This is a genomic window from Sedimentibacter sp. LTW-03, assembly GCF_052059825.1.
In the GTDB taxonomy this organism is placed as follows: domain Bacteria; phylum Bacillota; class Clostridia; order Tissierellales; family Sedimentibacteraceae; genus Sedimentibacter.
In genome coordinates this window covers 1011720-1032310 of sequence record NZ_CP197180.1, presented here as the reverse complement: position 1 = coordinate 1032310, position 20591 = coordinate 1011720, and the positions used below count along the sequence as shown (strand labels likewise).

At 37.2% G+C, this 20591-nt stretch carries 22 protein-coding genes; all 22 read right to left on the bottom strand.

Annotated elements, in window-relative coordinates; genetic code table 11:
* Nucleotides 1-46: 46 nt before the first annotated feature.
* The 22 genes from ACS3UD_RS05185 to ACS3UD_RS05080 all read right to left on the bottom strand — a co-directional run bounded on the left by ACS3UD_RS05185 (nucleotide 47) and on the right by ACS3UD_RS05080 (nucleotide 20583).
* Nucleotides 47-1000, bottom strand: a complete 954-nt coding sequence (locus ACS3UD_RS05185; protein WP_308137486.1) for an ABC transporter permease — start codon at nucleotides 998-1000, stop codon at nucleotides 47-49.
* Nucleotides 1000-2193: an ABC transporter permease gene (locus tag ACS3UD_RS05180; protein ID WP_308137487.1), complete on the bottom strand. Its 1194-nt coding sequence runs from the start codon at nucleotides 2191-2193 to the stop codon at nucleotides 1000-1002. Before ACS3UD_RS05180 ends, ACS3UD_RS05185 begins: the two co-directional genes overlap by 1 nt.
* Nucleotides 2177-3715: an ABC transporter ATP-binding protein gene (locus ACS3UD_RS05175; RefSeq protein ID WP_308137488.1), complete on the bottom strand. Its 1539-nt coding sequence runs from the start codon at nucleotides 3713-3715 to the stop codon at nucleotides 2177-2179. Before ACS3UD_RS05175 ends, ACS3UD_RS05180 begins: the two co-directional genes overlap by 17 nt.
* 90 nt (nucleotides 3716-3805) lie before the next feature.
* Entirely contained in the window at nucleotides 3806-4996 is a 1191-nt protein-coding gene (locus ACS3UD_RS05170; RefSeq protein WP_308137489.1) for a BMP family lipoprotein, read from the bottom strand.
* 39 nt (nucleotides 4997-5035) lie between these two features.
* Nucleotides 5036-5701, bottom strand: a complete 666-nt coding sequence (gene deoC, locus ACS3UD_RS05165) for a deoxyribose-phosphate aldolase (protein WP_308137490.1) — start codon at nucleotides 5699-5701, stop codon at nucleotides 5036-5038.
* A 217-nt stretch (nucleotides 5702-5918) separates the two neighbouring features.
* Nucleotides 5919-6575 carry a ribonuclease HII gene (locus ACS3UD_RS05160; protein ID WP_308137491.1) on the bottom strand — a complete coding sequence of 219 codons (657 nt, stop codon included), beginning with the start codon at nucleotides 6573-6575 and terminating at the stop codon, nucleotides 5919-5921.
* Nucleotides 6576-6597: 22 nt separating this feature from the next.
* Nucleotides 6598-7449, bottom strand: coding sequence for a ribosome biogenesis GTPase YlqF (ylqF, locus tag ACS3UD_RS05155; protein ID WP_308137492.1), 852 nt, complete (start codon nucleotides 7447-7449; stop codon nucleotides 6598-6600).
* Nucleotides 7450-7500: 51 nt separating this feature from the next.
* Nucleotides 7501-7848 carry a 50S ribosomal protein L19 gene (gene rplS, locus ACS3UD_RS05150; protein ID WP_308137493.1) on the bottom strand — a complete coding sequence of 116 codons (348 nt, stop codon included), beginning with the start codon at nucleotides 7846-7848 and terminating at the stop codon, nucleotides 7501-7503.
* 59 nt (nucleotides 7849-7907) lie between these two features.
* Entirely contained in the window at nucleotides 7908-8624 is a 717-nt protein-coding gene (gene trmD / locus ACS3UD_RS05145; protein ID WP_213924394.1) for a tRNA (guanosine(37)-N1)-methyltransferase TrmD, read from the bottom strand.
* Nucleotides 8621-9121 (bottom strand): ribosome maturation factor RimM, encoded by a 501-nt coding sequence (gene rimM / locus ACS3UD_RS05140; RefSeq protein WP_308137494.1) that lies wholly within the window; start codon nucleotides 9119-9121, stop codon nucleotides 8621-8623. The genes trmD and rimM overlap by 4 nt, the downstream gene beginning before the upstream one ends.
* Nucleotides 9122-9145: 24 nt before the next feature.
* Nucleotides 9146-9376, bottom strand: coding sequence for a KH domain-containing protein (locus ACS3UD_RS05135; protein WP_213924392.1), 231 nt, complete (start codon nucleotides 9374-9376; stop codon nucleotides 9146-9148).
* Nucleotides 9377-9387: 11 nt separating this feature from the next.
* Nucleotides 9388-9651: a 30S ribosomal protein S16 gene (gene rpsP / locus ACS3UD_RS05130; RefSeq protein WP_213924391.1), complete on the bottom strand. Its 264-nt coding sequence runs from the start codon at nucleotides 9649-9651 to the stop codon at nucleotides 9388-9390.
* Between the two features lie 55 nt (nucleotides 9652-9706).
* Nucleotides 9707-11062, bottom strand: a complete 1356-nt coding sequence (ffh, locus tag ACS3UD_RS05125; protein WP_308137495.1) for a signal recognition particle protein — start codon at nucleotides 11060-11062, stop codon at nucleotides 9707-9709.
* 5 nt (nucleotides 11063-11067) lie between these two features.
* Nucleotides 11068-11415 carry a YlxM family DNA-binding protein gene (ylxM, locus tag ACS3UD_RS05120; RefSeq protein WP_308137496.1) on the bottom strand — a complete coding sequence of 116 codons (348 nt, stop codon included), beginning with the start codon at nucleotides 11413-11415 and terminating at the stop codon, nucleotides 11068-11070.
* Nucleotides 11416-11763: 348 nt separating this feature from the next.
* On the bottom strand, nucleotides 11764-12921 hold the full coding sequence (ftsY, locus tag ACS3UD_RS05115) for a signal recognition particle-docking protein FtsY (RefSeq protein WP_308137497.1): 1158 nt from the start codon (nucleotides 12919-12921) through the stop codon (nucleotides 11764-11766).
* A 53-nt stretch (nucleotides 12922-12974) separates the two neighbouring features.
* Nucleotides 12975-16541 (bottom strand): chromosome segregation protein SMC, encoded by a 3567-nt coding sequence (gene smc, locus ACS3UD_RS05110; RefSeq protein ID WP_308137498.1) that lies wholly within the window; start codon nucleotides 16539-16541, stop codon nucleotides 12975-12977.
* 2 nt (nucleotides 16542-16543) lie between these two features.
* Nucleotides 16544-17623 (bottom strand): elongator complex protein 3, encoded by a 1080-nt coding sequence (locus tag ACS3UD_RS05105; RefSeq protein WP_308137499.1) that lies wholly within the window; start codon nucleotides 17621-17623, stop codon nucleotides 16544-16546.
* On the bottom strand, nucleotides 17616-18329 hold the full coding sequence (rnc, locus tag ACS3UD_RS05100) for a ribonuclease III (RefSeq protein WP_308137500.1): 714 nt from the start codon (nucleotides 18327-18329) through the stop codon (nucleotides 17616-17618). Before rnc ends, ACS3UD_RS05105 begins: the two co-directional genes overlap by 8 nt.
* A 121-nt stretch (nucleotides 18330-18450) precedes the next feature.
* Nucleotides 18451-18690, bottom strand: a complete 240-nt coding sequence (gene acpP / locus ACS3UD_RS05095) for an acyl carrier protein (protein ID WP_308137501.1) — start codon at nucleotides 18688-18690, stop codon at nucleotides 18451-18453.
* Nucleotides 18691-18695: 5 nt separating this feature from the next.
* Nucleotides 18696-19694 carry a phosphate acyltransferase PlsX gene (gene plsX, locus ACS3UD_RS05090; protein WP_308137502.1) on the bottom strand — a complete coding sequence of 333 codons (999 nt, stop codon included), beginning with the start codon at nucleotides 19692-19694 and terminating at the stop codon, nucleotides 18696-18698.
* Between the two features lie 189 nt (nucleotides 19695-19883).
* The gene (rpmF, locus tag ACS3UD_RS05085; RefSeq protein ID WP_308137503.1) at nucleotides 19884-20063 is read right to left on the bottom strand and encodes a 50S ribosomal protein L32; all 180 of its coding nucleotides are present in this window, start codon (nucleotides 20061-20063) and stop codon (nucleotides 19884-19886) included.
* 13 nt (nucleotides 20064-20076) lie between these two features.
* On the bottom strand, nucleotides 20077-20583 hold the full coding sequence (locus ACS3UD_RS05080; protein WP_308137504.1) for a YceD family protein: 507 nt from the start codon (nucleotides 20581-20583) through the stop codon (nucleotides 20077-20079).
* Between the last annotated feature and the right edge of the window lie 8 nt (nucleotides 20584-20591).

Here is a 20591-nt window from a genome sequence, read left to right as displayed (position 1 = left end):
TTGATGATAAAAATATCATCAATCCGCATGGTTTAAGAAGTAAAATTTATCTGCTTCCTTTATCGTATGGTATTCCTTCTGCCTTGGGTGCCTGAGAGTTTTTCGATGAAAATGTCAGCACTACAAGAGTTGCAATATAAGGAATCATTTTGTAGATTTCATTTGATATAGGCAGCGCTTTAAGCATTGGTATGCCTGAATATGCAGATGCAAATGTCTTCATAATTCCAAAGAAAAAAGCTGCGAAAAAAATCTTTTTTGTCCTCCATTGACCGAAAATAAGAACGGCCAAAGCCAAGAATCCATAGCCTGCAACTGTTGCATTAAAATTTGTGCTTGTAGGTACTACAAATGTAAGTCCTCCTATTCCTGCAAGCACACCTGATATTAATACTCCGGCGTACCGTATGCGATACACGTTTATACCTACCGAATCTGCAGCCTGAGGATGCTCTCCGCACGCTCTCAGCCTCAGTCCAAAACGCGTATGATTTATTACCGCCCATGACAGCAAAGCGATACCCAGGCAAATATACGTTGTAATATAGCTATTCTGAAAAAGTATGGGCCCGATAACCGGTATGTTTCCAAGTACCGGGACACTTCTTATGTAAAATGTATCCTTAAACTGAACCTGCTGAACTCCCTGAACCATTCTTGCAACAAATATTGCAAAAGCCGGTGCAAACATATTTAGTGCCGTACCGCTTATTGTCTGGTCTGCTTTAAGTTTTATAGACGCAAAGGCATGGAACAGAGAAAATATTCCCCCTGATACTCCGGCCGTCAGTATTGCCAGTATAAGAAGCCCCTGACCACTCATAGATGACTGAAAGAAATTTATAAATGATATGCCTGCAAATGCTCCTACCACCATAATTCCTTCCAACGCAATATTTATTGTACCGCTTCGCTCAGAGAACATTCCTCCAAGAGCAACAATAAGCAGAGGAATCGCAAAATACATGGTTTGCTGTGCTACAAAATAAACTGTATCCATTATAATGCCTCCTCATTATCAGTTTTCTCGATTAATTCGCCATCGTTATTTTGGCCTTCTAAGTCATCAGTTTCAGGTTGGGTGATCACAGAATCTACTTCTGATTCTCTTTCATCAGCTGTTCTTGTGAAAGCTTTATTTATAATCTGTTTAAACAATAAAGCAAATGCACCGCAGTAAATAATAACGGATATAATCATATCAATTACTTCAGGAACAAAGTTGTACAGCTGAATATTGAATCCTCCAACTGTCAAATGTGCTATAAATAGTCCTGCAAAGAGTATACCTATGGGGTGAGACATACCGAGAAGGGCCACAGATATGCCGCTGAATCCTTCCGGTGCTAAAACGTCAAGAACCTGCAAGTATTTTCCGGAGCCTGAAAGATAAAGAAGTCCCCCTCCCAGTCCTGCCAATGCACCTGCAATAACCATTGAAAGAATTATGCTTTTCTTTTCGTTTATGCCTGCATATCTGCTTGCGCTTTTATTGATTCCACAGGCCTTAAGTTCGTAACCGAACGTAGTTTTCTGTAAAATAATATATATGATTATAACAGCCAGCACGGCTATTATTATACCTATATTAAGGTTGTTAGTATTAAAAATTTTATCAAGTCCCGCTTTAGGAAGCACTGCGCTTTTTGCTACCATCTTAGTCTGATTCTTAAGAGAATCGTACACTGTTTTTACTATGGTCATGTTAACAAGGTACATGCCTATGTAATTCATCATTATTGAAGTTATAACTTCATTAACATTGAAGAATGCTTTTAATAATCCCGGGCCAGCGCCCCATACTGCTCCTGCCACCAAAGCACCAAGCAGTGCAACAATCCAGTGTAGTTCCGGCGGTATAAACGTCCATTTAATTCCTATATAAATAGCAGCAAACGCCCCACAGGTAAACTGGCCTGATGCACCTATGTTAAAAAGCCCTGTTTTAAATGCAAACCCAACTGACAATCCAGTCATTATAATAGGAGTGGCGTAATAAATAACCTGTCCTATGCCTCTTGCTCCTTCTGAAAGCCCCCCTGTTAAAATAGTTAAAAAAGCTGGAATAGCATCCTGTGCGTTGCTTAAAAGAAGTATTATAAGTCCGAAAATAAGACCGGCAGCTATAGCCATCAACGATGCGGCAAAGCTGGTCAGGCTGTTCAATTTAAGCATATTATGACCTTTTTTCATACTTTTCACCTCTCTTTGAGCCGGCCATGTAGAGGCCTAAATCATTTACTGTAATTTTTTTAGGATTCAAATCCCCTACAATTTCGCCTTCGTACATAACCAGTATTCTGTCGCTTACATTCATTACCTCGTCCAACTCCAGTGAAATTAAAAGCACAGCTTTGCCCTCATCTCTTTGCGCCACCAGCTGTTTATGAATATATTCCGTAGCTCCAACATCCAAACCTCTTGTGGGCTGAACAGCAAGAACAATTTCAGGATCCCTGTCAAGCTCCCGTGCAATTATAAGCTTTTGCTGGTTCCCGCCAGACATATTTCTTACAACAGAATCCTCATCTTTTGGGCTCCTGATGTCATATTGTTTTATAAGGCGTCCGGCATATTTTCTTACTGCATTGAATTTTATCATTCCATATTTCTGGAACCTTTCTTCGTAATATGTTTGCAGCACTGCATTCTGCTGAAGATCGAAATCAAGAATAAGACCGTGTTTATGACGATCTTCAGGTATATGTGCCATTCCGTCTATGCATTTTTTCCTTATGGATTTTCTTGTTATATCTTCGCTGTTTAATATAATTTTTCCCTCATTAATAGGTATAAGTCCTGTTATTCCATACACCAGCTCCGATTGCCCGTTGCCGTCAATCCCTGCAATACAAACTATTTCGCCTTTTTTCACATCAAAGGAAACATTATTTACTACATTTTTTTTAGAATTTTTTGATTTTATAGTAAGATTCTCTACTTCAAGCACAGAATCTCCGGTTTCTTTATCTTTTTTTTCTATGCTAAAGTTAATTTTTCGCCCAACCATCATTTCTGACATCTGCTCTTTTGTTGTGGTGCTCACATCAACGGTTCCTATACATTTACCTTTTCTTAAAATTGTACAGCTATCAGCTACAGCTTTTATCTCATTTAATTTATGTGAAATAAATACGATGGATTTTCCTTCACTAATAAGCTCCTTCATAATTTTCATTAATTCTTCGATTTCCTGGGGCGTCAGCACCGCCGTAGGCTCATCAAATATGAGTATATCGCTGTCTAGATACAACATCTTTAGTATTTCTACCCTTTGCTGCATACCCACCGTAATATCGGAAATATACGCATCTGGATCTATTCTTAATTTGTAGCGTTCGCTGAGCTCAACTACTTTTTTTCTTGCATCATGTTTTTTTAAAACACCCATTTTTACAGTTTCTCTTCCCAAAATGATGCTTTCAAGCACAGTGAAATTATGAACTAATTTGAAATGCTGATGAACCATACCTATATTCAGATTGTTCGCATCATTTGGATTGTTTATTTGAACGGAATTCCCATTTATAAAAAGTTCACCTTTTTCAGCCTGGTACAATCCGAACAAAACACTCATCAGTGTAGACTTGCCAGCTCCGTTTTCTCCGAGAAGAGCATGAACCTCGCCTTTCTTGACCTTGAAAGTAACATCATCCAGCGCTTTAAAACTACCAAATTGTTTGGTAATATGGTTCATTTCTATTACGTATTCCATAAAGGCACCACCTAACCTTATTTTTAAAAATAAGGTTGCTTAAAGGCTAAAGCCTAACAAGCAACCTCATATCTCTGATTATCTAATATTTTATTTAATTACTTCAACTGCAACCTTTTCTACAGGTATGTCTGCTGCCGTAACTTCCTCGGCAGGTTTTTCTGAATCTTCAAATGCTTTTTCCGCAACTGCAGTATCATTAAGTATTTCTGTTTCTCCTGCTACAATTTTTGCATAAACAGCATCATAGTCATCCTGAGTAAATTTTTCAAATCTTGAGTTATCCATCGGCAATTGAACGCCTTCAACAGTGGCATCCAATGTTACAGTAGTTCCTCCAGGGAAGTTTCCGGCATAATAGCTTGCCAGTGCATCATATACAGATTTTGTAAGGTTCTTCATAGAAGAAGTAATTACTGTATCGGATTCTGCATACTGATCAACGTCAACGCCTATAACTTTTGTTCCGGCTGCTTCTGCCGCCTTCATAACTGAGTTACCTACAGCGCCTCCGCAAGCAAATATAACTTCTGTTCCTTCATTGTACCATGAAGAAGCTTTTGCCTGATTCTCCGGAGAAGCATCAAAGTTTCCAACATATGTATATTTAAGTTGAATGTCATCTGATAATCCCAGCTCATTAGCTGCATAATCAGCACCTTGTACAAATCCGTAGCCGAAACGCACAACAGCAGGAACTGCCATACCGCCCATAAATCCCAATTTTGTGTATCCTTCTTTTACTATGCTGTAGCCCGCTAAAAAGCCTGCTTCTTCTTCAGCATAGAATATAGAGTATGTGTTAGGTGCTATTTCAATATTATAGTCTCCTGCGTGAGGTGCGCCGTCAAGAATTACGAAGTTAACCTCTGGATAGGTGGTTTGTACTGTATGCACAGGAACTTCAAATAAAAATCCCGGACACACTATAACTTTTGCACCTGCTTTAACTGCAAGATCAATGGAATTAATATAAGCTGCATCTGATTTTTCGGTTGGTTTATAGTACTTATATGAAATTCCGTTTTCCTCTGCATAGGCTTCAACGCCTTCCCATGCACCCTGATTAAAAGATTTGTCATCAATTGTTCCTACATCTGTGATAAGCGCAAGCTCAAAGGTATTACTTTCACTTGGCTTTTCTGCCGGCTCTTCAGCAGGAGTTTCCTCCGGAGTTTCGGCAGGAGCTTCCGCAGGTGTTTCCTGGCTTGCACATGCTGAAAATGCAAATACCATAGCAAGCACAAGTACCGCAATCGCTAATTTTCTCCATAATTTCATAATGCTTTCTTCCTCCAAATTTTTTAATAAAAAATCAATTTATAAATTACGCCGTTCAGCGTCCTTTATCAATTTTACAGCAGAGCTGGTTCCCAATCTGGAGCACCCTTCTTTTATGAAGGCTTCCATATCTTCAACCGACCTTATTCCGCCCGAAGCCTTAATTTTAACACCAGGTCCTATATGTTTTTTGAACAGCCTTATATCCTCCATGGTAGCACCACCGGTTCCGAATCCTGTGGAAGTTTTTATGTAATCTGCACCGGCATTAGTTACAGCGCGGCACATTTCTATTTTTTCATCATCAGTGAGATAGCACGTTTCTATTATGACCTTCAGTATTCTGCTTCCTACTGTCTTTTTTAGCACAGCTATTTCCTCTTGAACTTTTTTATACTTCTTATTTTTAACATCGGATATGTTTATAACCATGTCAATTTCATTTGCACCGTCTTTAATCGCTTGCTGACATTCGGCTATTTTCGCTTCGGTTACAGAGTATCCCAGCGGAAATCCCACAACCGTGCAAATGTTAATTTTATCTCCATATGTATCGTGAATTCTTTTTATATAACACGGTGGCACGCATACTGACGCCGTTCTGTATTCTATTGCCTCATCACAAAGGGACTGTATGTCCTTCCATTCAGCAAGCGCTTTCAGTTGCGTGTGATCAACAAACTTTAAAAGCTCAGACATATTCATATTTAACTCCTTTTACTAATCATTAATATTATTAATTTTATCATAAAATGGCACAATAGTCAATTATAACTATCTGACACAACTGATGAAAAAACATTATTAATCCAACATGCCTACTTATTTTCAAACAATTGTGTATAGTTATTTTTTGTAAAATCTACTCATTATTTTTTCCATAATATAGCTGAATAATCTCTAAATAAAAAAAGAACAAATGCTATATAAAGCTGATTTGTTCCTGAGTATTCATTATTTTTTTCAAAAATGTCTGTCTGTGTATATCAACAGGCCCGTACTCAAGGAGCGCCTTAACGTGCTCTTTCGTTCCGTAGCCTTTATTTTTTGCAAATTTATAATTTGGATATATTTTATCCAGCTCTTCCATCTGTCTGTCTCTTGTGACCTTAGCTATTATTGACGCAGCAGCAATCCCTTGGCATGTGGCATCTCCCTTTATAATATTCATCTGAGGTATGTCCACATCTAGCTTCTCAGCATCTATTAAAAGATAATCCGGCACAATATGATTTCCGTCTTTGTCTCTTAAATTTGCAATGCCCTGAAGCATAGCCATCTTAGTGGCATTTTTTATGTTTACTTTATCCACTATACTGCTGTCCATTTCACCTATGCCTATGGCAATTGCCTTCTCTTTTATAATATCAAACATTTTATCTCTTTTTTTTGGCGTAAGCTTCTTCGAGTCATTGACTCCCTCTATAAAGACATCTTTGGGCATGACTATGGCACAAGTGACAACACTTCCGGCAAGACATCCTCTTCCCACTTCGTCAATGCAAGCGATATATTCATAACCCTTGTCCCAAAGTTCGTGTTCAATTTTAAGCATGTCGTCTTTCTCTGTTTTTTTCATATTACTGCCTCGCAGATATAATTTATCTCTCTCCCGGCTTTTCCAAAGTTATTTTCCCTAATTTTCCGCTTCTGAAATCATTCAGCAATAAGTTTGCAACTCTTAAATAGTCTATTTCTGTTTTATTTATAAGGAACCCCTTCTTAAATGCAATGTTGTCTAAAATATCGAGAGCCTTTTCTCCCTGCTCTATATTGTACTTTTCAAGTATTGCGTCAACCCTGTTTAAATCTATCATCTTTTCTGCCAAATTTAATGCTATTTCTTCCAGAACAAGCACTTCATCCTTTATTGCTCCTGTGAGAGCAAGGTTAAGAGCACTTCTTTCATCTTCGAATTTAGGCCACAAAATACCTGGTGTATCCAAAAGATCAATGTTGCCTGCAAGATGAATCCATTGCTTTCCTTTGGTAACGCCGGGCATATTGCCGGTCTTTGCGCTTTTCTTTTTTGCCAGTGAGTTAATGAGTGTGGATTTACCTACATTTGGTATGCCCACTATCATTGCCTTTATAGTTTTGTTGACGAGCCCTCTTCTTTTATATCTTTCAACTATTTCTTTAGATGCCTCGGCTATGGCACCGTCAAGCTTTCTCAGTTCCTTGCGGTTTGTAGAATTGTACAGAACACAAGACCATCCCTTGGATTTATAGTATTCTTCCCACGCCTTATTTAGATTAGGATCTGCCAAATCATATTTATTAAGAACTATCAGTCTTTTTTTGTCTCTGAACAGTTTATCAAAATCTGGATTTTTACTAGCTATGGGAATTCGTGCGTCAATTACTTCTATAACAATATTGACCAGCTTTAAATTTTCCTGAAGCAGGTCTTTCGTTTTTTTCATATGTCCCGGATACCAATTTATATTCATGATGCACCTCTTATATTAAATAAAATTGAGGACGCACGCCCTCAATTAATATTAATAATTCTTTAATTCTTTAACTTTTGTAGCCTTACCTGTTCTTTCTCTCAAATAGAACAGTCTTGCACGTCTTACTTTTCCTCTTCTTGTTACATCGATTTTTTCAATCTTAGGTGAATGTACTGGGAAAGTTCTTTCAACACCTACTCCGTAAGAAATTTTTCTTACAGTGAATGTTGCTCTGTTGCTTTCACCTTGTTTTTTCAATACAATACCTTCAAATACCTGAATTCTTTCTCTGTTTCCTTCTTTTACCCTAACATGTACTTTTACTGTATCTCCAACGTTAAAAGGTGTTAAGTCACTTTTAAGCTGTTCATTTTCAAATGATTTTATTAAATCCATTTCTATACCTCCCTTCGCCTGAGCGCTGAAGCCATACTTTGTACGGCATATTACAACATTTATTTATAATTTCTTGATAACTTGTTGTATTCTTCAATAATATTTTTGTCTTTTATCATGTCCGGACGTCTTTCCAATGTAATTTCTATCTGCTTGAACCGGCGCCATTCTTCTATTTTCTTATGATGACCGGACAGCAAAATATCCGGAACATCCATTCCCAAATAACTTTCGGGTCTTGTGTATTGAGGGTATTCGAGAAGATTATTGCTGTGGGACTCCTCAACGGATGATTCATCCGATCCTAAAACCCCAGGAAGAAGTCTTCCAACCGCATCAACAATCATAAGAGCAGGAAGCTCTCCGCTTGTTAATACATAGTCTCCCATAGATATTTCTTCATCTACGTACTTGTCGATGATTCTTTGATCTATACCTTCATAATGCCCCGCAATAAGCACAATATGCTCTTTCTCAGAAAGCTCTTTGGCTTTTTTCTGACTAAACAAATTTCCCTTTGGTGATAAATAAATAATATATGAATTGTGTTTTTTTATAGAATCTAAAGCTTTGAACATGGGTTCAGGCTTTAAAAGCATTCCCGGACCGCCGCCATACGGATAATCATCAACTTTTTTATGCTTATCCTCAGAATAATCTCTAAGATAGTTTATTCCAATTTCAAACATGCCGTTTTCAACAGCTCTTCCGATTATGCCGCTTCTGGTATAAATATCGATAAGTTCCGGAAATAATGTTACAATATCAAACCTCATTCCAGCAGACCCTCAATTACATTTATAACCATTCTTTTTGATTTTATATCAACTTCCTTGACAACTTCTTTAACAGCAGGTATTAAAAAAGATTTATCATTGTTGGTTATTTCATATACATCATTTGCACCTGTCTGGTGGACAGTATCTATTTTTCCCAAATATTCTCCTTCAGCTGAATAAACTTCCATTCCTTCTAAATCAAATATATAGTATGAATCCTCAGGAAGCTCTCTGAGCTGATCTTCAAATATTGAAATGAAAGTGTCCCTGAATGTTTCCGCAGTGTCCATATCATTAATATTTTCAAGTATAATGTACGACATTCCTTTTCTGTACCACACATCCTTGATTTTTCGCTTAACATTATCCTTTTCAGTAAAGACATATTCAAGCTCATCAAATCTTTCCGCATAATCAGTAAGCGGTACGCATTTCAGACAACCTTTCACGCCATGAGTATTTACTATTTTTCCAACCTTAATATATTCTTTCATGTTTACCTCTGTACAGCTGTTCGGCTATTGAAGAATTTCAACTATGACTCTTTTGTTTTCTTTCGTAGCAGCAGCTTTAACTACAGTTCTTATAGCTTTTGCAATTCTGCCCTGCTTGCCGATAACCTTACCCATATCATCAGGAGCAACTCTTAACTCTATTATCAGTGATTGACTTCCTTCAATTTCATTGACTTCAACCAAATCAGGATTATCTACCAGTGATTTTGCTATATATTCTACTAATTCACCCATGATATCACCTCTTATTTATTTTCATCTCTTTTTTCGTAAATACCGTTAGCTTTAAACAGTGCGCTAACTGTATCAGTGGGTTTTGCTCCGTTGTTAAGCCACTTTACAGCACTTTCATCATTGATTTTTATTTCTTTCGGTTCAACTACCGGGTTGTAGTATCCGATTTCTTCGATAAAACGTCCATCTCTAGGTGAACGAGAATCTGCTACAACTATTCTGTAGAAAGGTTTCTTTTTTGATCCCATTCTTTTTAATCTGATTTTAACTGACATATTGTCACCTCCTTAAAAACTTTTATATATGAAAAAGGAAAATCCTTATTTCTGACTAAAATGGCATTTTGAATCCGCCCATTCCCGGGAATCCGCCTTTTTTCTTGCCCGTTCCCATTGACTGGAATTTTTTCATCATTTTTTTCATTTCATCATACTGCTTCAAAAGCTGGTTAACTTTCTGTACTGATGTTCCGCTTCCCACAGCTATTCTTTTTCTTCTGCTTCCGTTTATTATGGAAGGATTCAATCTTTCTTTTTTAGTCATTGATTGAATTATTGCTTCCGTATAAACCAGCTCTTTTTCGTCAACTTTGAGCCCTTTAAGTTTTTTGTTTCCTGCAATTCCCGGTATCATTCCTATGAGGTCTTCCAACGGGCCCATGTTTTTCATTTGCTGAAGCTGGGAAAGAAAATCTTCAAGGTTGAAATCCTGTGTTTTTAATTTTTTTTGGAGCTCCAGTGCTTGTTTTTCATCAAATGCACTCTGAGCCTTTTCAATAATGGAAAGAACATCTCCCATTCCAAGGATTCTCGACGCCATCCTGTCCGGATAGAATACCTCCAACTGATCCATTTTTTCGCCTACAGATAATAATTTAATAGGCTTATTAACAACATTTCTTATGGAAAGTGCGGCACCGCCTCTGGCGTCTCCATCCACTTTCGTCAAAATTACTCCGGTTATGTCCAAGTACTGATTGAATGTTTCAGCAACTTTTACCGCGTCCTGTCCGGTCATGGCATCCAAAACAAGAAGTATTTCATCAGGATTTACGGTATCCTTTATTTTAACCAGTTCTTCCATGAGGTCTTCATCAATGTGAAGACGACCTGCTGTATCTATTATCACATAATCATGCCCGTACTTCATAGCATGTTTAATGGCTTCTTTGACGATTGTAACGGGATTAGTTTTGTCTCCCATTTCAAATACAGGAACGCCTACGCTTTCGCCTACAACCTGTAACTGCTTGATTGCGGCAGGTCTGTATATATCACATGCCACAAGAAGAGGTCGCTTGCCATCCTTCTTGAGTTTGTTGGCCAGCTTTCCTGTTGCTGTTGTTTTACCGGCGCCCTGGAGCCCGCTCATCATGTAGTAAGTTATATCGTTAGAGTTTATTTTAAGTCTGCTTTCGCTTCCCTGCCCCATAATTTTAACAAGTTCTTCGTGAACTACTTTAACAACTTGTTGTCCTGGTGTCAGGCTTTCCATTACTTCTGCCCCGAGAGCTCTATCCTTGACATTGTTTATGAATGCTTTTACAACCTTGTAATTAACATCTGCCTCCAGAAGTGACAGCTTAACCTCTCTCATGGCTGTATCAATGTCTTTTTCCGTAAGCTTTCCCTTGCCCTTCAGCTTTTGTAATGCATTTTGAAGTTTATCAGATAAATTTTCAAACATTTTAGCTACCCTTCATTAATTATTTTTCCGGCTTCGATTTTAATTTGCTTAACTGCATCCGTATATTTTTGATCATCTATGCCTGAGACAAGTCTTACTATGTTTTCTGCTGCCTTCAGATATTTTTGGTATTTTTCGTGAAGTTTAATTTTTTTCTCGTAATCCGTCAAGCTTTTCTCCGCCCTTTTTAAGGCGTCATAGACTCCCTGCCTGCTTATATTCATGTCTTCTGCGATTTCAGACAGGCTGAAATCTTGATTGTAATACAGGTCAATTATATTTGCCTGATTATTGCTGAGCAAATCTCCGTAATAATCATATAAAATACTAAAGATAAAATTCTTTTCCGACATATAATCACCTACTGTAAAGTATTTAACTTGACAGTGAATTTTACCTTATTTTTTTTGTTTTGTCAATATATTTTTTGTGTCATTTTTTAATTATATGCATATACTACATATAGCATATAGGTTTGTCTAAAAATAAAGCATATTTATTCATCGCGTCAAAAGATTCAACGTTCAAAAACTATTACTTAACATACACTTCAAACAAAATTAAAAGACTTACAAAAATTCAAATACATGTTTTTGTTGAAATTAAGGCATTTGTATTTTTAGATTACTGGATAAATCTATATGCACTAAATTGTATATAAATAAACACAAAAATAAATGAGGAGCATAGCCCCTCATTTTCTATTCAAATATTGCATTTACAAAATCTGTTGCGTTAAAATCTTGTAAATCATCTATTTTCTCTCCGACTCCTATATATTTTATTGGAATCTTTAATTCATTAACAATGGGGAACGCAATTCCGCCCTTTGCTGTACCATCAAGCTTCGTAAGTATCAGGCCGCTGATATTTGCTGTTTCTGAAAACAGCTTAGCTTGTATGATTCCATTCTGACCCGTTGTAGCGTCAATTACAAGATACACATCTATTTTAGCTCCTGAATATTCCCTGTCTACTATTTTAAAAATTTTGCTTAATTCGTTCATTAGATTTTTCTTGTTGTGCAGTCTTCCAGCTGTGTCGCATATGAGTATGTCTGTCTTTCTGGCTTTTGCCGCCTGTATTGCATCGAATACCACAGCTCCCGGATCTGAGCCATGCTCAGATGCAATTATATCTACTCCAGCTCTTGTGCACCATTCCTTGAGCTGTTCAACTGCTGCAGCCCTGAATGTATCAGCTGCGGCCACTATTACACTGTTTCCCTGCTCTTTCAGTCTGTAGGAAATTTTACCTATGGATGTTGTTTTTCCAACGCCGTTTACGCCGACTATAAGTATTACTCTCTGCCTGTCCTTCAGTTCTTCCTTTTCCTCATGCTCTTCAAGCATATTTACAAGGTATTCTTTAATTACATCTTTTATTTTCGAAGTGTCTTCCAGCTTTCTCTTTCTTGTTTCTGCCTTGATGTAGTCAATTATGTCCATGGTGGTTTCCATGCCCATGTCGGAAGTAATTAATATTTCCTCCAGTTCTTCAAGAAATTCATCGTCTATTTTTTTGTGCCTGAACACTATTCCTTCAATCTGACCTGTAAGATTTTTCTTTGTTTTCGACAGTCCGGCCTTTAATTTATCAAAAAAACTTAAGCTCTTTTTCTCATCATTTTCCTGTAATTCAACCGTCTCATCTGATACATCGGACTCTAAATCGGCGGGTGTGTCATCGCACGCTTCTTCATCCATCAGTTTTTCTTCGTTGCTGATAGCAGCTTCATTTACAACTTCTTCATTATCTTCTGCTTGGTCAGAAGCATTATCTTCATCCTCAGTTTTGTTAGTTTCATCAAGATATTCTATATCTTTCTTGTTTTTCTTCTTTTTAAAAAAATCAAACATAAATCCTCCAATTGTTTTATTAATCACATGAAACGTTTGAGACATTAAGCAGTTTACTCATAAACCGCGTCCGACAGTTTCATGGATACAAGCTTTGTAACTCCCTTTTCTTCCATTGTGGCACCGTAAAGTGTATCTGCACACTCCATAGTTCCTTTTCTGTGAGTTATTACTATAAACTGTGTTCCTTCCGAAAACTCCTTGAGATACTGTGCAAATCTGTTTATATTAGCATCGTCCAAAGCCGCTTCTATTTCGTCAAGAACACAGAACGGCGTCGGCTTCGTCTTTAAAATGGCAAACAAAAGTGCTATGGCTGTCAGGGACTTTTCTCCTCCGGAAAGAAGTGAAATTTTGCTCAATTTTTTGCCCGGAGGCTGCACTGCTATTTCAATGTTGCTGTTCAGAGCATCTGCTTCATCCTCCAGATACACGTCTCCATTTCCACCGTTAAAGAGTTTTTTGAACACATCATTAAACTTAATTCTTATATTTGCAAATTCTTCTGCAAATCTATCTCTCATCTGATTTTCCAGCTCTTTTATAACCTGGTTAAGCTGCTCTTTTGCATCTGACAAATCTTTTTGCTGGCTTTTCAGAAAATCGTATCTTTCCTTGACTTCCTCATATTCTTCTATAGAATCAAGGTTCACATTTCCAAGATTCTTGATTGACCTTTTCAAAGAATTTACCTCGCTGTAAATCTTGGTTTGACTTATGCTGTCATCCTTGTATTTCAACGCCATTGCATAGTTCAGCTCATAGTCTTCCCATAGTTTTGCAGTAATTTCCTCGGTCTTTGATGTCTCTCTTTCTATTCTGACATTCATTTTATTCTCATCATCAAGTATATCAGTGATCGCCTTGTTTGCATCATTTATTTTATTCTGGTACTCATAAATTTCGTTCTGCAGTCTTTCCAAGCTTTCTTTTTTCTTTGTGAAGTTTTCTGATAATACACTTATTTCTTTTGACAGCCCATCAGCTTTTTGGCTATATTCTTGCACGGCTGATTCCGCTGAATTTATCTCATTTAAAATATTTTTCAGGTTTTCCTCTTTTGTAAATCTTGATTCCTTGTTTCTTATAATTTCTGCTTCAATATTATTGATTTTTTCTTCTTTAAGCTTGATTTCCTGAGTTATTCCGGTCACGGAATCTCTCTGCTTAAGTATAATATCGTTGTATTCCTCATACTTGGTTTTATTTGCATCATTTAATGTTACAGTCTGTTCAATGCTGCTTTCCTTTTCCTTTACAAGAACCTTCAAGCTCTCTGTCTGCCGGGTTATATCTCGCAGGTCATTCTCATATTTTTCTTTTTCTTCTTCTATATACTTCATTTCTTCTGAATATCTCTTTATTGCTGCAGTTGTCTTCCCTGCCTGCTCTCTTAGCATTTCAATTTTTGAAATATTCATTCTCAAACTGTTGTTTTTGTCGCTTATATCGCCTTTAATTTCAGAAATCGATACATTTAACCTCTTTATATCTGCCAGCAGTCTGTCGTGCTCACTGATATTTTCCTTTAACAGTGAGGATTCTTTTACAATCATCTGTCTGCATTCTTCTATCTCTCTTTTTCTTCCAAGGAAGTTTTGATTATTGCTTATGTGCCCTCCGGTAACAGATCCTCCTGCATTTATAACATCACCCTGAAGTGTAACTATTTTTATGGAGTTTCCCATGCGTTTAGAAATCTTAAATCCGTTATTTAAGTTATCGACTATCAGAATTCTTCCAAGGAGATGTTTGATTACCGGCTGGAATTTAGCTTCTGTTTTTACAAGCATGTCGCCGGTGTTAATAACATGATCGTCCTCTAAAATTTCCCTTTCTGATTTATTCAGACTTCTTTGCTGGAGGTTGTTTATAGGCAGGAATGTCACTCTTCCTATTTTGTTCTTTTTTAGGTATTCAATTATATCTTCAGCTTCTTTACCTGTGTTTACAATTATATTCTGAATGGATGAGCCCAATGCCACTTCAACCGCAGTTTCAAACCGCTTTTCAGTCTTAATTATGTCTGCCACCGTTCCAAGCACAGAGCTTAGCACGGGTACTTTCTTCTTATTGTTCATAACGGTCTTAATGCTCTTATAATATCCGTCATAGTAGGATTCCATATTTGACAGAACGTTCATCTTGGACTTGTAGCTGCTTATATTTTCATTTATTTTACTTATATCCGACGCAAGCTTTTCTTTATCAGTTTCAGATTCGCCAAGATTTTTTTCAGCATTTTCAAGCATTAGCTTTTTTTCTGATATTTCTTCAGAAATTTTCGACTGTTCAGATTCAGTTAACCTGATTGTTTCAAGCATGCCTTGTTTTTCATCTTCTTCTGATGATATTTCTGAAAGGAAATTTTCTATTCGTTCATTGTCATTTAAAATGAAGGACTCTATTGTGCTTCTGCGGCTGTTTAAGCCGTTAATTTCCTTATGCAGCTCAAACAGCTCTGTTTTCTGCTTTTCTATGCTTTGAATTATTTTATCTATCTCATTTTTGTATGACTGTATTTCTTCATTCATGGAATTAAATTTTTCCATGTCGTTATGCAAACTATCTTCAAGAAGTTTTTTCTCTTCTGCCAGCTTGGCAGAATTTTCTGAAAGTTCTGAACTTCTTTTTTCTATCTCAGATATTTCTGTCTTTACATTGTCAATGTTGCTTTCATATAAGAGCTTTTTCTCCTTATGAACACGGCAAAGGCTCTGGCAGTCATCATACTCCTTACTTTTTGAATCTTTGCTCGATTCTAAAGCCTTTATTTCACTCTGCATTTCCGTAATTAATTCTTTTTGTTTAGCGATTTGCTCCTGAAGAGCATCCCGCTTTTTCTGCATATTTATTTTCTGCTCAATAGCAATGCTTCTCTGGTTTTGCAATCCTTTAAGCTGTTCGCTGTGCTTTTCAAATTCATGCGCAAGATAATTCAGCTCAAATTGCTTTAAGCTTTCTTTCAGCTCTATGTATTTCCTTGCCTTAATGCTTTGCTCCGAAAGCGGAAGAATGCGTTCCTCCAGCTCATGGACTATGTCCTCGACCCTATCAAGGTTGTCCGAAGTTTTTGCAAGCTTTCTTTCTGATTCTTCTTTTCTGGTCTTGTACTTAACTATTCCCGAAGCTTCCTCAAATACCTTTCTCCTTGTGTCCGAGTTAGGGCTCAGTATATCTTCCACGCGGCCCTGCCCTATGAATGAATATCCTTCGCTTCCTATTCCCGTATCCATGAACAGTTCTTTCACGTCTTTTAGCCTGCACTGCTGTTTATTTATGTAGTATTCGCTCTCACCAGTTTTGTAAAGCTTCCTTTTTATGCTTACTTCCTTGTATTCAAGGGGAATGTCACCTGATTCGTTGTCAAAAATAAGGTTAACCTCAGCGTATCCTAAGGGCAGCCTTTTTTCGGTTCCGGCAAAAATTATATCGTCCATTTTGCCGCCTCGCAGCGATTTTGCGCTTTGTTCTCCCAAAACCCATTTAACAGCATCCGATATATTGCTTTTTCCGCTTCCATTTGGGCCTACCACAGCTGTAATACCTTTTTCAACAATTATTTCAGTTTTTTCTGCAAAGGATTTAAACCCGTTTATATAAACCTTTTTTAAATACATTTTTACCCCCGGTGCGCAAGATAGTTTTTAAATATGTCTTTTTTCTCAAAGCTTCCCAGCTTACGTTTATCTGCATATATTTCTATCAAATTGTCATCCTCTGAATTTTTAAACCTTACTGAGCTTATTCCGTATCTTTCTTTCAAAATTCTTATGTTTGCTTTTTTCTGTCCTGCAATGCTGCTTACCAGCTTTTTGTTCGCTGCAACGGTAATATCTTTACCATTAAGATTGCATCCTTCTAAAATTGGAATTATAGAAGACAGGTACAGCTGTTCCTCTACCAGCTGCCTGAAGGCAGGATGAAACGGACCTGCCACAACATCTTCACCCTCATTTATGGAATCCGTATTCTGCAGACCTATACGTATAACATCTATATTATTTACTGAATAATTGCTGTACAAATATGCTGAGATTTCTACAGCTTCTTTAACAGTGAGCGGCTTGTAGATTCCTTCCCTGTACATATCCAGAAGTGCAGTATCTTTTATTGTCAGTGTGGGGTAAATTCTCACCATATCAGGTTTCATCGCTATTGAATCAACGCCTGTCCTTTTATCCTTATCACTGCTGCTTCCCGGAAGTCCAGGCATAATCTGATGCCCCAGAACAAATCCGTATTCTTTTATCAGAGCACTGGCCTTAACCGAATCTTCAGACGTATGCCCTCTGTTTGATAATTTGAGCACTTCATCATCTAGGCTTTGTATTCCAAGCTCTATTATATCCATGCCGTATTTTTTTTGAAGTTCTAATATGTCAGGAGTAATTGCATCCGGCCTTGTGGAGCATCTTATGCTTTTAACAACACCTAAGTCCTTGTAATGCTTTCCCACCTTCAACAGTTCCTCCTGCACACGGAGGTCTATTGCCGTAAATGAACCGCCAAAAAAAGCAAGTTCCGTATAAGTATGTTCATCTATTGTTTTTCTGTACTCTTCTACTATGCTTCTTACATACTCCGCGTTTGCCGAAACAGTTCCCATCCCGGTAATTCTTTTCTGGTTGCAGAACACACAATCGTTTGGGCAGCCTATGTGAGGAACAAACACAGGTATGATTTTCATCTTATTACTCATCTAACTGACCATCTGCCTTAAGCGCATTTTTTGCGGCATCCTGCTCAGCCAGCTTCTTGCTTTTCCCTGCTCCCTTTCCAACAACGGTTTTGTTTACAAGCACGTTTACATGGAACATCTTTTCGTGATCCGGGCCTTCTTCCTTAGTTACCACATAGCGTATTTTGCAGCTTTGCGTGTGGCTTTGGTAATACTCTTGAAGGTAAGACTTAAAATCCGTTACAATTTTTCCCTTAACTGCAAGCTGTATATACTTAGTAAGATTCGCAAGTACAAAGGTTTCTGCTTTTCTGTAGCCTCCATCTATATAGATTGCCGCTATTATTGCTTCAACTGCATCTGCTAGAATGGACTTTCTCTCTCTTCCTCCCGAAGATTCTTCTCCTCTGCCCAGCAAAAGATACTTGCCCACATTTAATTCGGCTGCAACTAAGCTCAGCGTGTCCTCACACACAACCTGAGATCTCAGCTTTGTTAGTTCTCCCTCGGGATAATCCGGAAATTTGTCAAATATGAAGCGACTTACAGTAATGCTTAAAACAGCATCTCCTAAAAATTCCAGTCTTTCATTATTTACTTTGTTGTAAGATTTATCCTCATTGGAATATGAACTGTGGGTAAGGGATTTTTCCAAAATATCTATGTTATCAAACTTATAGTTGATTATGTTCTCGAATTCTTTCAATTCTTTAATATCTATTATCACGGTTCCTCCTGCATACTGTAATTCCTTATTATGCCTATGAACGCTTTCATAAATATAATAAGTAACTATAGTATTGTAATTTTAATATACAGGACGCATCTCTGCGTCCCTGGATTATTTATTAATGCTCTTGCATATCAATGTTTTCTTCTAAGTAATTAACTATATCTCCTACTGTAGTTATTTTTTCTATGCTTTCATCATCAATTTCAATGTCAAATTCATCTTCCAATGCCATCACCAGTTCAAACAGTGTTATTGAATCTGCTTCTAAATCGTCGGCAAAAGATGTGTCCATCGCTATTTCTTCCGGATCAACACCTACTTTTTCTGCCACAATATTCCTGATTTTTTCAAACATGTTAATCACCTCCTCATTATGCTTTCTTCTATTAATTCATTTACATTATTTTCAAAACAAATTTTTGCCTGGCGTATGGCATTCTTAAATGCCTTGTCATCTGAGCTGCCATGAGCTTTGACAACTGTTTCCTTCACTCCCAGTATGGGGGCTCCGCCGTGCTCGGAATAATCCAATTTGCTTTTAAATTTAAGTAATGCTGGCTTAATAAGAGCTGCACCTATTTTAGTTCTTGTCGAGGACATGAGTTCGTTTTTTATACCCTTCATAAGCTCCAATACGGTTCCTTCAAGGGTCTTTAAAATCATATTTCCAACAAATCCGTCACAAACTATTATATCCGCTTTTCCGTGAAGTATTTCTCTAGCCTCTATGTTGCCTGTAAAATTTAACGGCAGTGCTGTATTCTCCAAAAGGCTGTAAGTTTCCAGCGTAAGCTTATCGCCTTTCGTTTTTTCAGTTCCTATATTGGCAAGAGCTATTCTCGGAGATTTAAGGTCAAATACCTTCTTTAAATATATATCTCCCATAATTGCAAAATCATAAAGAAATTCGGGCTTAGAATCCACATTGGCCCCCGAGTCTATTAACAGTGCAAATCCACCGTTCATATTGGGAATTAAGGAACCTATTGCAGGTCTTTCAATTCCTTTGATTCTTCCTGCGATCAATGTTGCTCCGGCTAACAATGCTCCTGTGCTGCCCGCCGATACTATTGCATCTGCTTCTTTGCTCTTGACAGCATTTAAGGCCTTCACAAGTGAAGAATCTTTTTTGCGTCTCAGGGCCATTACAGGTTTATCATCATTGCTGATTACTTCTTCAGCATTAATTATTTCTATATTATCAAAATCAGAAGTATTTTTTTCAAGCTCTCTTTTTATTTCAGTTTCTTTGCCTGAAAAAATAATACTGACATTGTATTCATCTCTGGCATTTACAGCTCCCCTCACTATGGCTTCAGGAGCATTATCGCCTCCCATTGCATCTACAGCAATCCTCATTACAACACCTCTTTTTCGAATTTGCTCTAAAAAATAACCCGGCGCGGAAATAAATGTAAAATTCGGCGCTTCTTATTTTTACATAGACTAGTATAACTTAGAGCATTGTAATTTGCAATAAAAAAATAGTGCCTCAGCACTACTTTTTATCTCTTTTTCCAATATAAAGCTATATAAGTATCATTTCAATTATTCAACGCTTATAACTTCTTTACCGTCATAATATCCGCAAGCTGCACACACTCTGTGAGGAAGCTTTGTTTCATGACACTGCGGACACTCAATTAAATTTGGGGCTGTTAATCTTGATTTTGCTGTTCTTCTTCTATCTCTTCTAGCTTTGGAAGTTTTTCTCTTAGGTACTGCCATTTATAACACCTCCTTAATCCTTTAACAGGTCTTTTAATTTATCAAACCGCGGATCTGTTATGTTGTCTTCACATTTACATTTTTCAATATTTAAATTAACTCCGCAATTCGGGCATATGCCTTTGCAATCATTTTTACACAAAGATTTCATAGGCATAGATAAATAAATCATTTGTTTTATGGTTTCTTCTAGGTCAACACATCCATCAGTTACGTGCAACATAATCTCATCAGATTCGCTATCATCTTCATCAACCTGATTCGTTAATACTGCTTCAAACTTTGTTTCAACTGTATTGTCAAAAGGAACAAGACATCTTGCGCATTCATCATCAAATGTATACTTTATTGTCCCATTTAAAACGACATTCTCATCAACTTTGAAAATATCACCGATGAAGTTTATATCCTTATGAAGATGTGTTTTTGACAAAAAATCTTCGTCATCTATTACAAAGTTTTCATTTACTTTAAATGAAATCTGATTAGACGATAAAAACTTATTTATTCGAATTAACATAATACCAC

Bases quoted from the DNA above. Each gene is read 5' to 3' on its own strand.
- ACS3UD_RS05185 (WP_308137486.1), bottom strand. From the start codon at position 1,000: ATGGATACAGTTTATTTTGTAGCACAGCAAACCATGTATTTTGCGATT.
- ACS3UD_RS05180 (WP_308137487.1), bottom strand. From the start codon at position 2,193: ATGAAAAAAGGTCATAATATGCTTAAATTGAACAGCCTGACCAGCTTT.
- ACS3UD_RS05175 (WP_308137488.1), bottom strand. From the start codon at position 3,715: ATGGAATACGTAATAGAAATGAACCATATTACCAAACAATTTGGTAGT.
- ACS3UD_RS05170 (WP_308137489.1), bottom strand. From the start codon at position 4,996: ATGAAATTATGGAGAAAATTAGCGATTGCGGTACTTGTGCTTGCTATG.
- deoC (WP_308137490.1), bottom strand. From the start codon at position 5,701: ATGAATATGTCTGAGCTTTTAAAGTTTGTTGATCACACGCAACTGAAA.
- ACS3UD_RS05160 (WP_308137491.1), bottom strand. From the start codon at position 6,575: ATGAAAAAAACAGAGAAAGACGACATGCTTAAAATTGAACACGAACTT.
- ylqF (WP_308137492.1), bottom strand. From the start codon at position 7,449: ATGAATATAAATTGGTATCCGGGACATATGAAAAAAACGAAAGACCTG.
- rplS (WP_308137493.1), bottom strand. From the start codon at position 7,848: ATGGATTTAATAAAATCATTTGAAAATGAACAGCTTAAAAGTGACTTA.
- trmD (WP_213924394.1), bottom strand. From the start codon at position 8,624: ATGAGGTTTGATATTGTAACATTATTTCCGGAACTTATCGATATTTAT.
- rimM (WP_308137494.1), bottom strand. From the start codon at position 9,121: ATGAAAGAATATATTAAGGTTGGAAAAATAGTAAATACTCATGGCGTG.
- ACS3UD_RS05135 (WP_213924392.1), bottom strand. From the start codon at position 9,376: ATGGGTGAATTAGTAGAATATATAGCAAAATCACTGGTAGATAATCCT.
- rpsP (WP_213924391.1), bottom strand. From the start codon at position 9,651: ATGTCAGTTAAAATCAGATTAAAAAGAATGGGATCAAAAAAGAAACCT.
- ffh (WP_308137495.1), bottom strand. From the start codon at position 11,062: ATGTTTGAAAATTTATCTGATAAACTTCAAAATGCATTACAAAAGCTG.
- ylxM (WP_308137496.1), bottom strand. From the start codon at position 11,415: ATGTCGGAAAAGAATTTTATCTTTAGTATTTTATATGATTATTACGGA.
- ftsY (WP_308137497.1), bottom strand. From the start codon at position 12,921: ATGTTTGATTTTTTTAAAAAGAAGAAAAACAAGAAAGATATAGAATAT.
- smc (WP_308137498.1), bottom strand. From the start codon at position 16,541: ATGTATTTAAAAAAGGTTTATATAAACGGGTTTAAATCCTTTGCAGAA.
- ACS3UD_RS05105 (WP_308137499.1), bottom strand. From the start codon at position 17,623: ATGAGTAATAAGATGAAAATCATACCTGTGTTTGTTCCTCACATAGGC.
- acpP (WP_308137501.1), bottom strand. From the start codon at position 18,690: ATGTTTGAAAAAATCAGGAATATTGTGGCAGAAAAAGTAGGTGTTGAT.
- plsX (WP_308137502.1), bottom strand. From the start codon at position 19,694: ATGAGGATTGCTGTAGATGCAATGGGAGGCGATAATGCTCCTGAAGCC.
- rpmF (WP_308137503.1), bottom strand. From the start codon at position 20,063: ATGGCAGTACCTAAGAGAAAAACTTCCAAAGCTAGAAGAGATAGAAGA.
- ACS3UD_RS05080 (WP_308137504.1), bottom strand. From the start codon at position 20,583: ATGTTAATTCGAATAAATAAGTTTTTATCGTCTAATCAGATTTCATTT.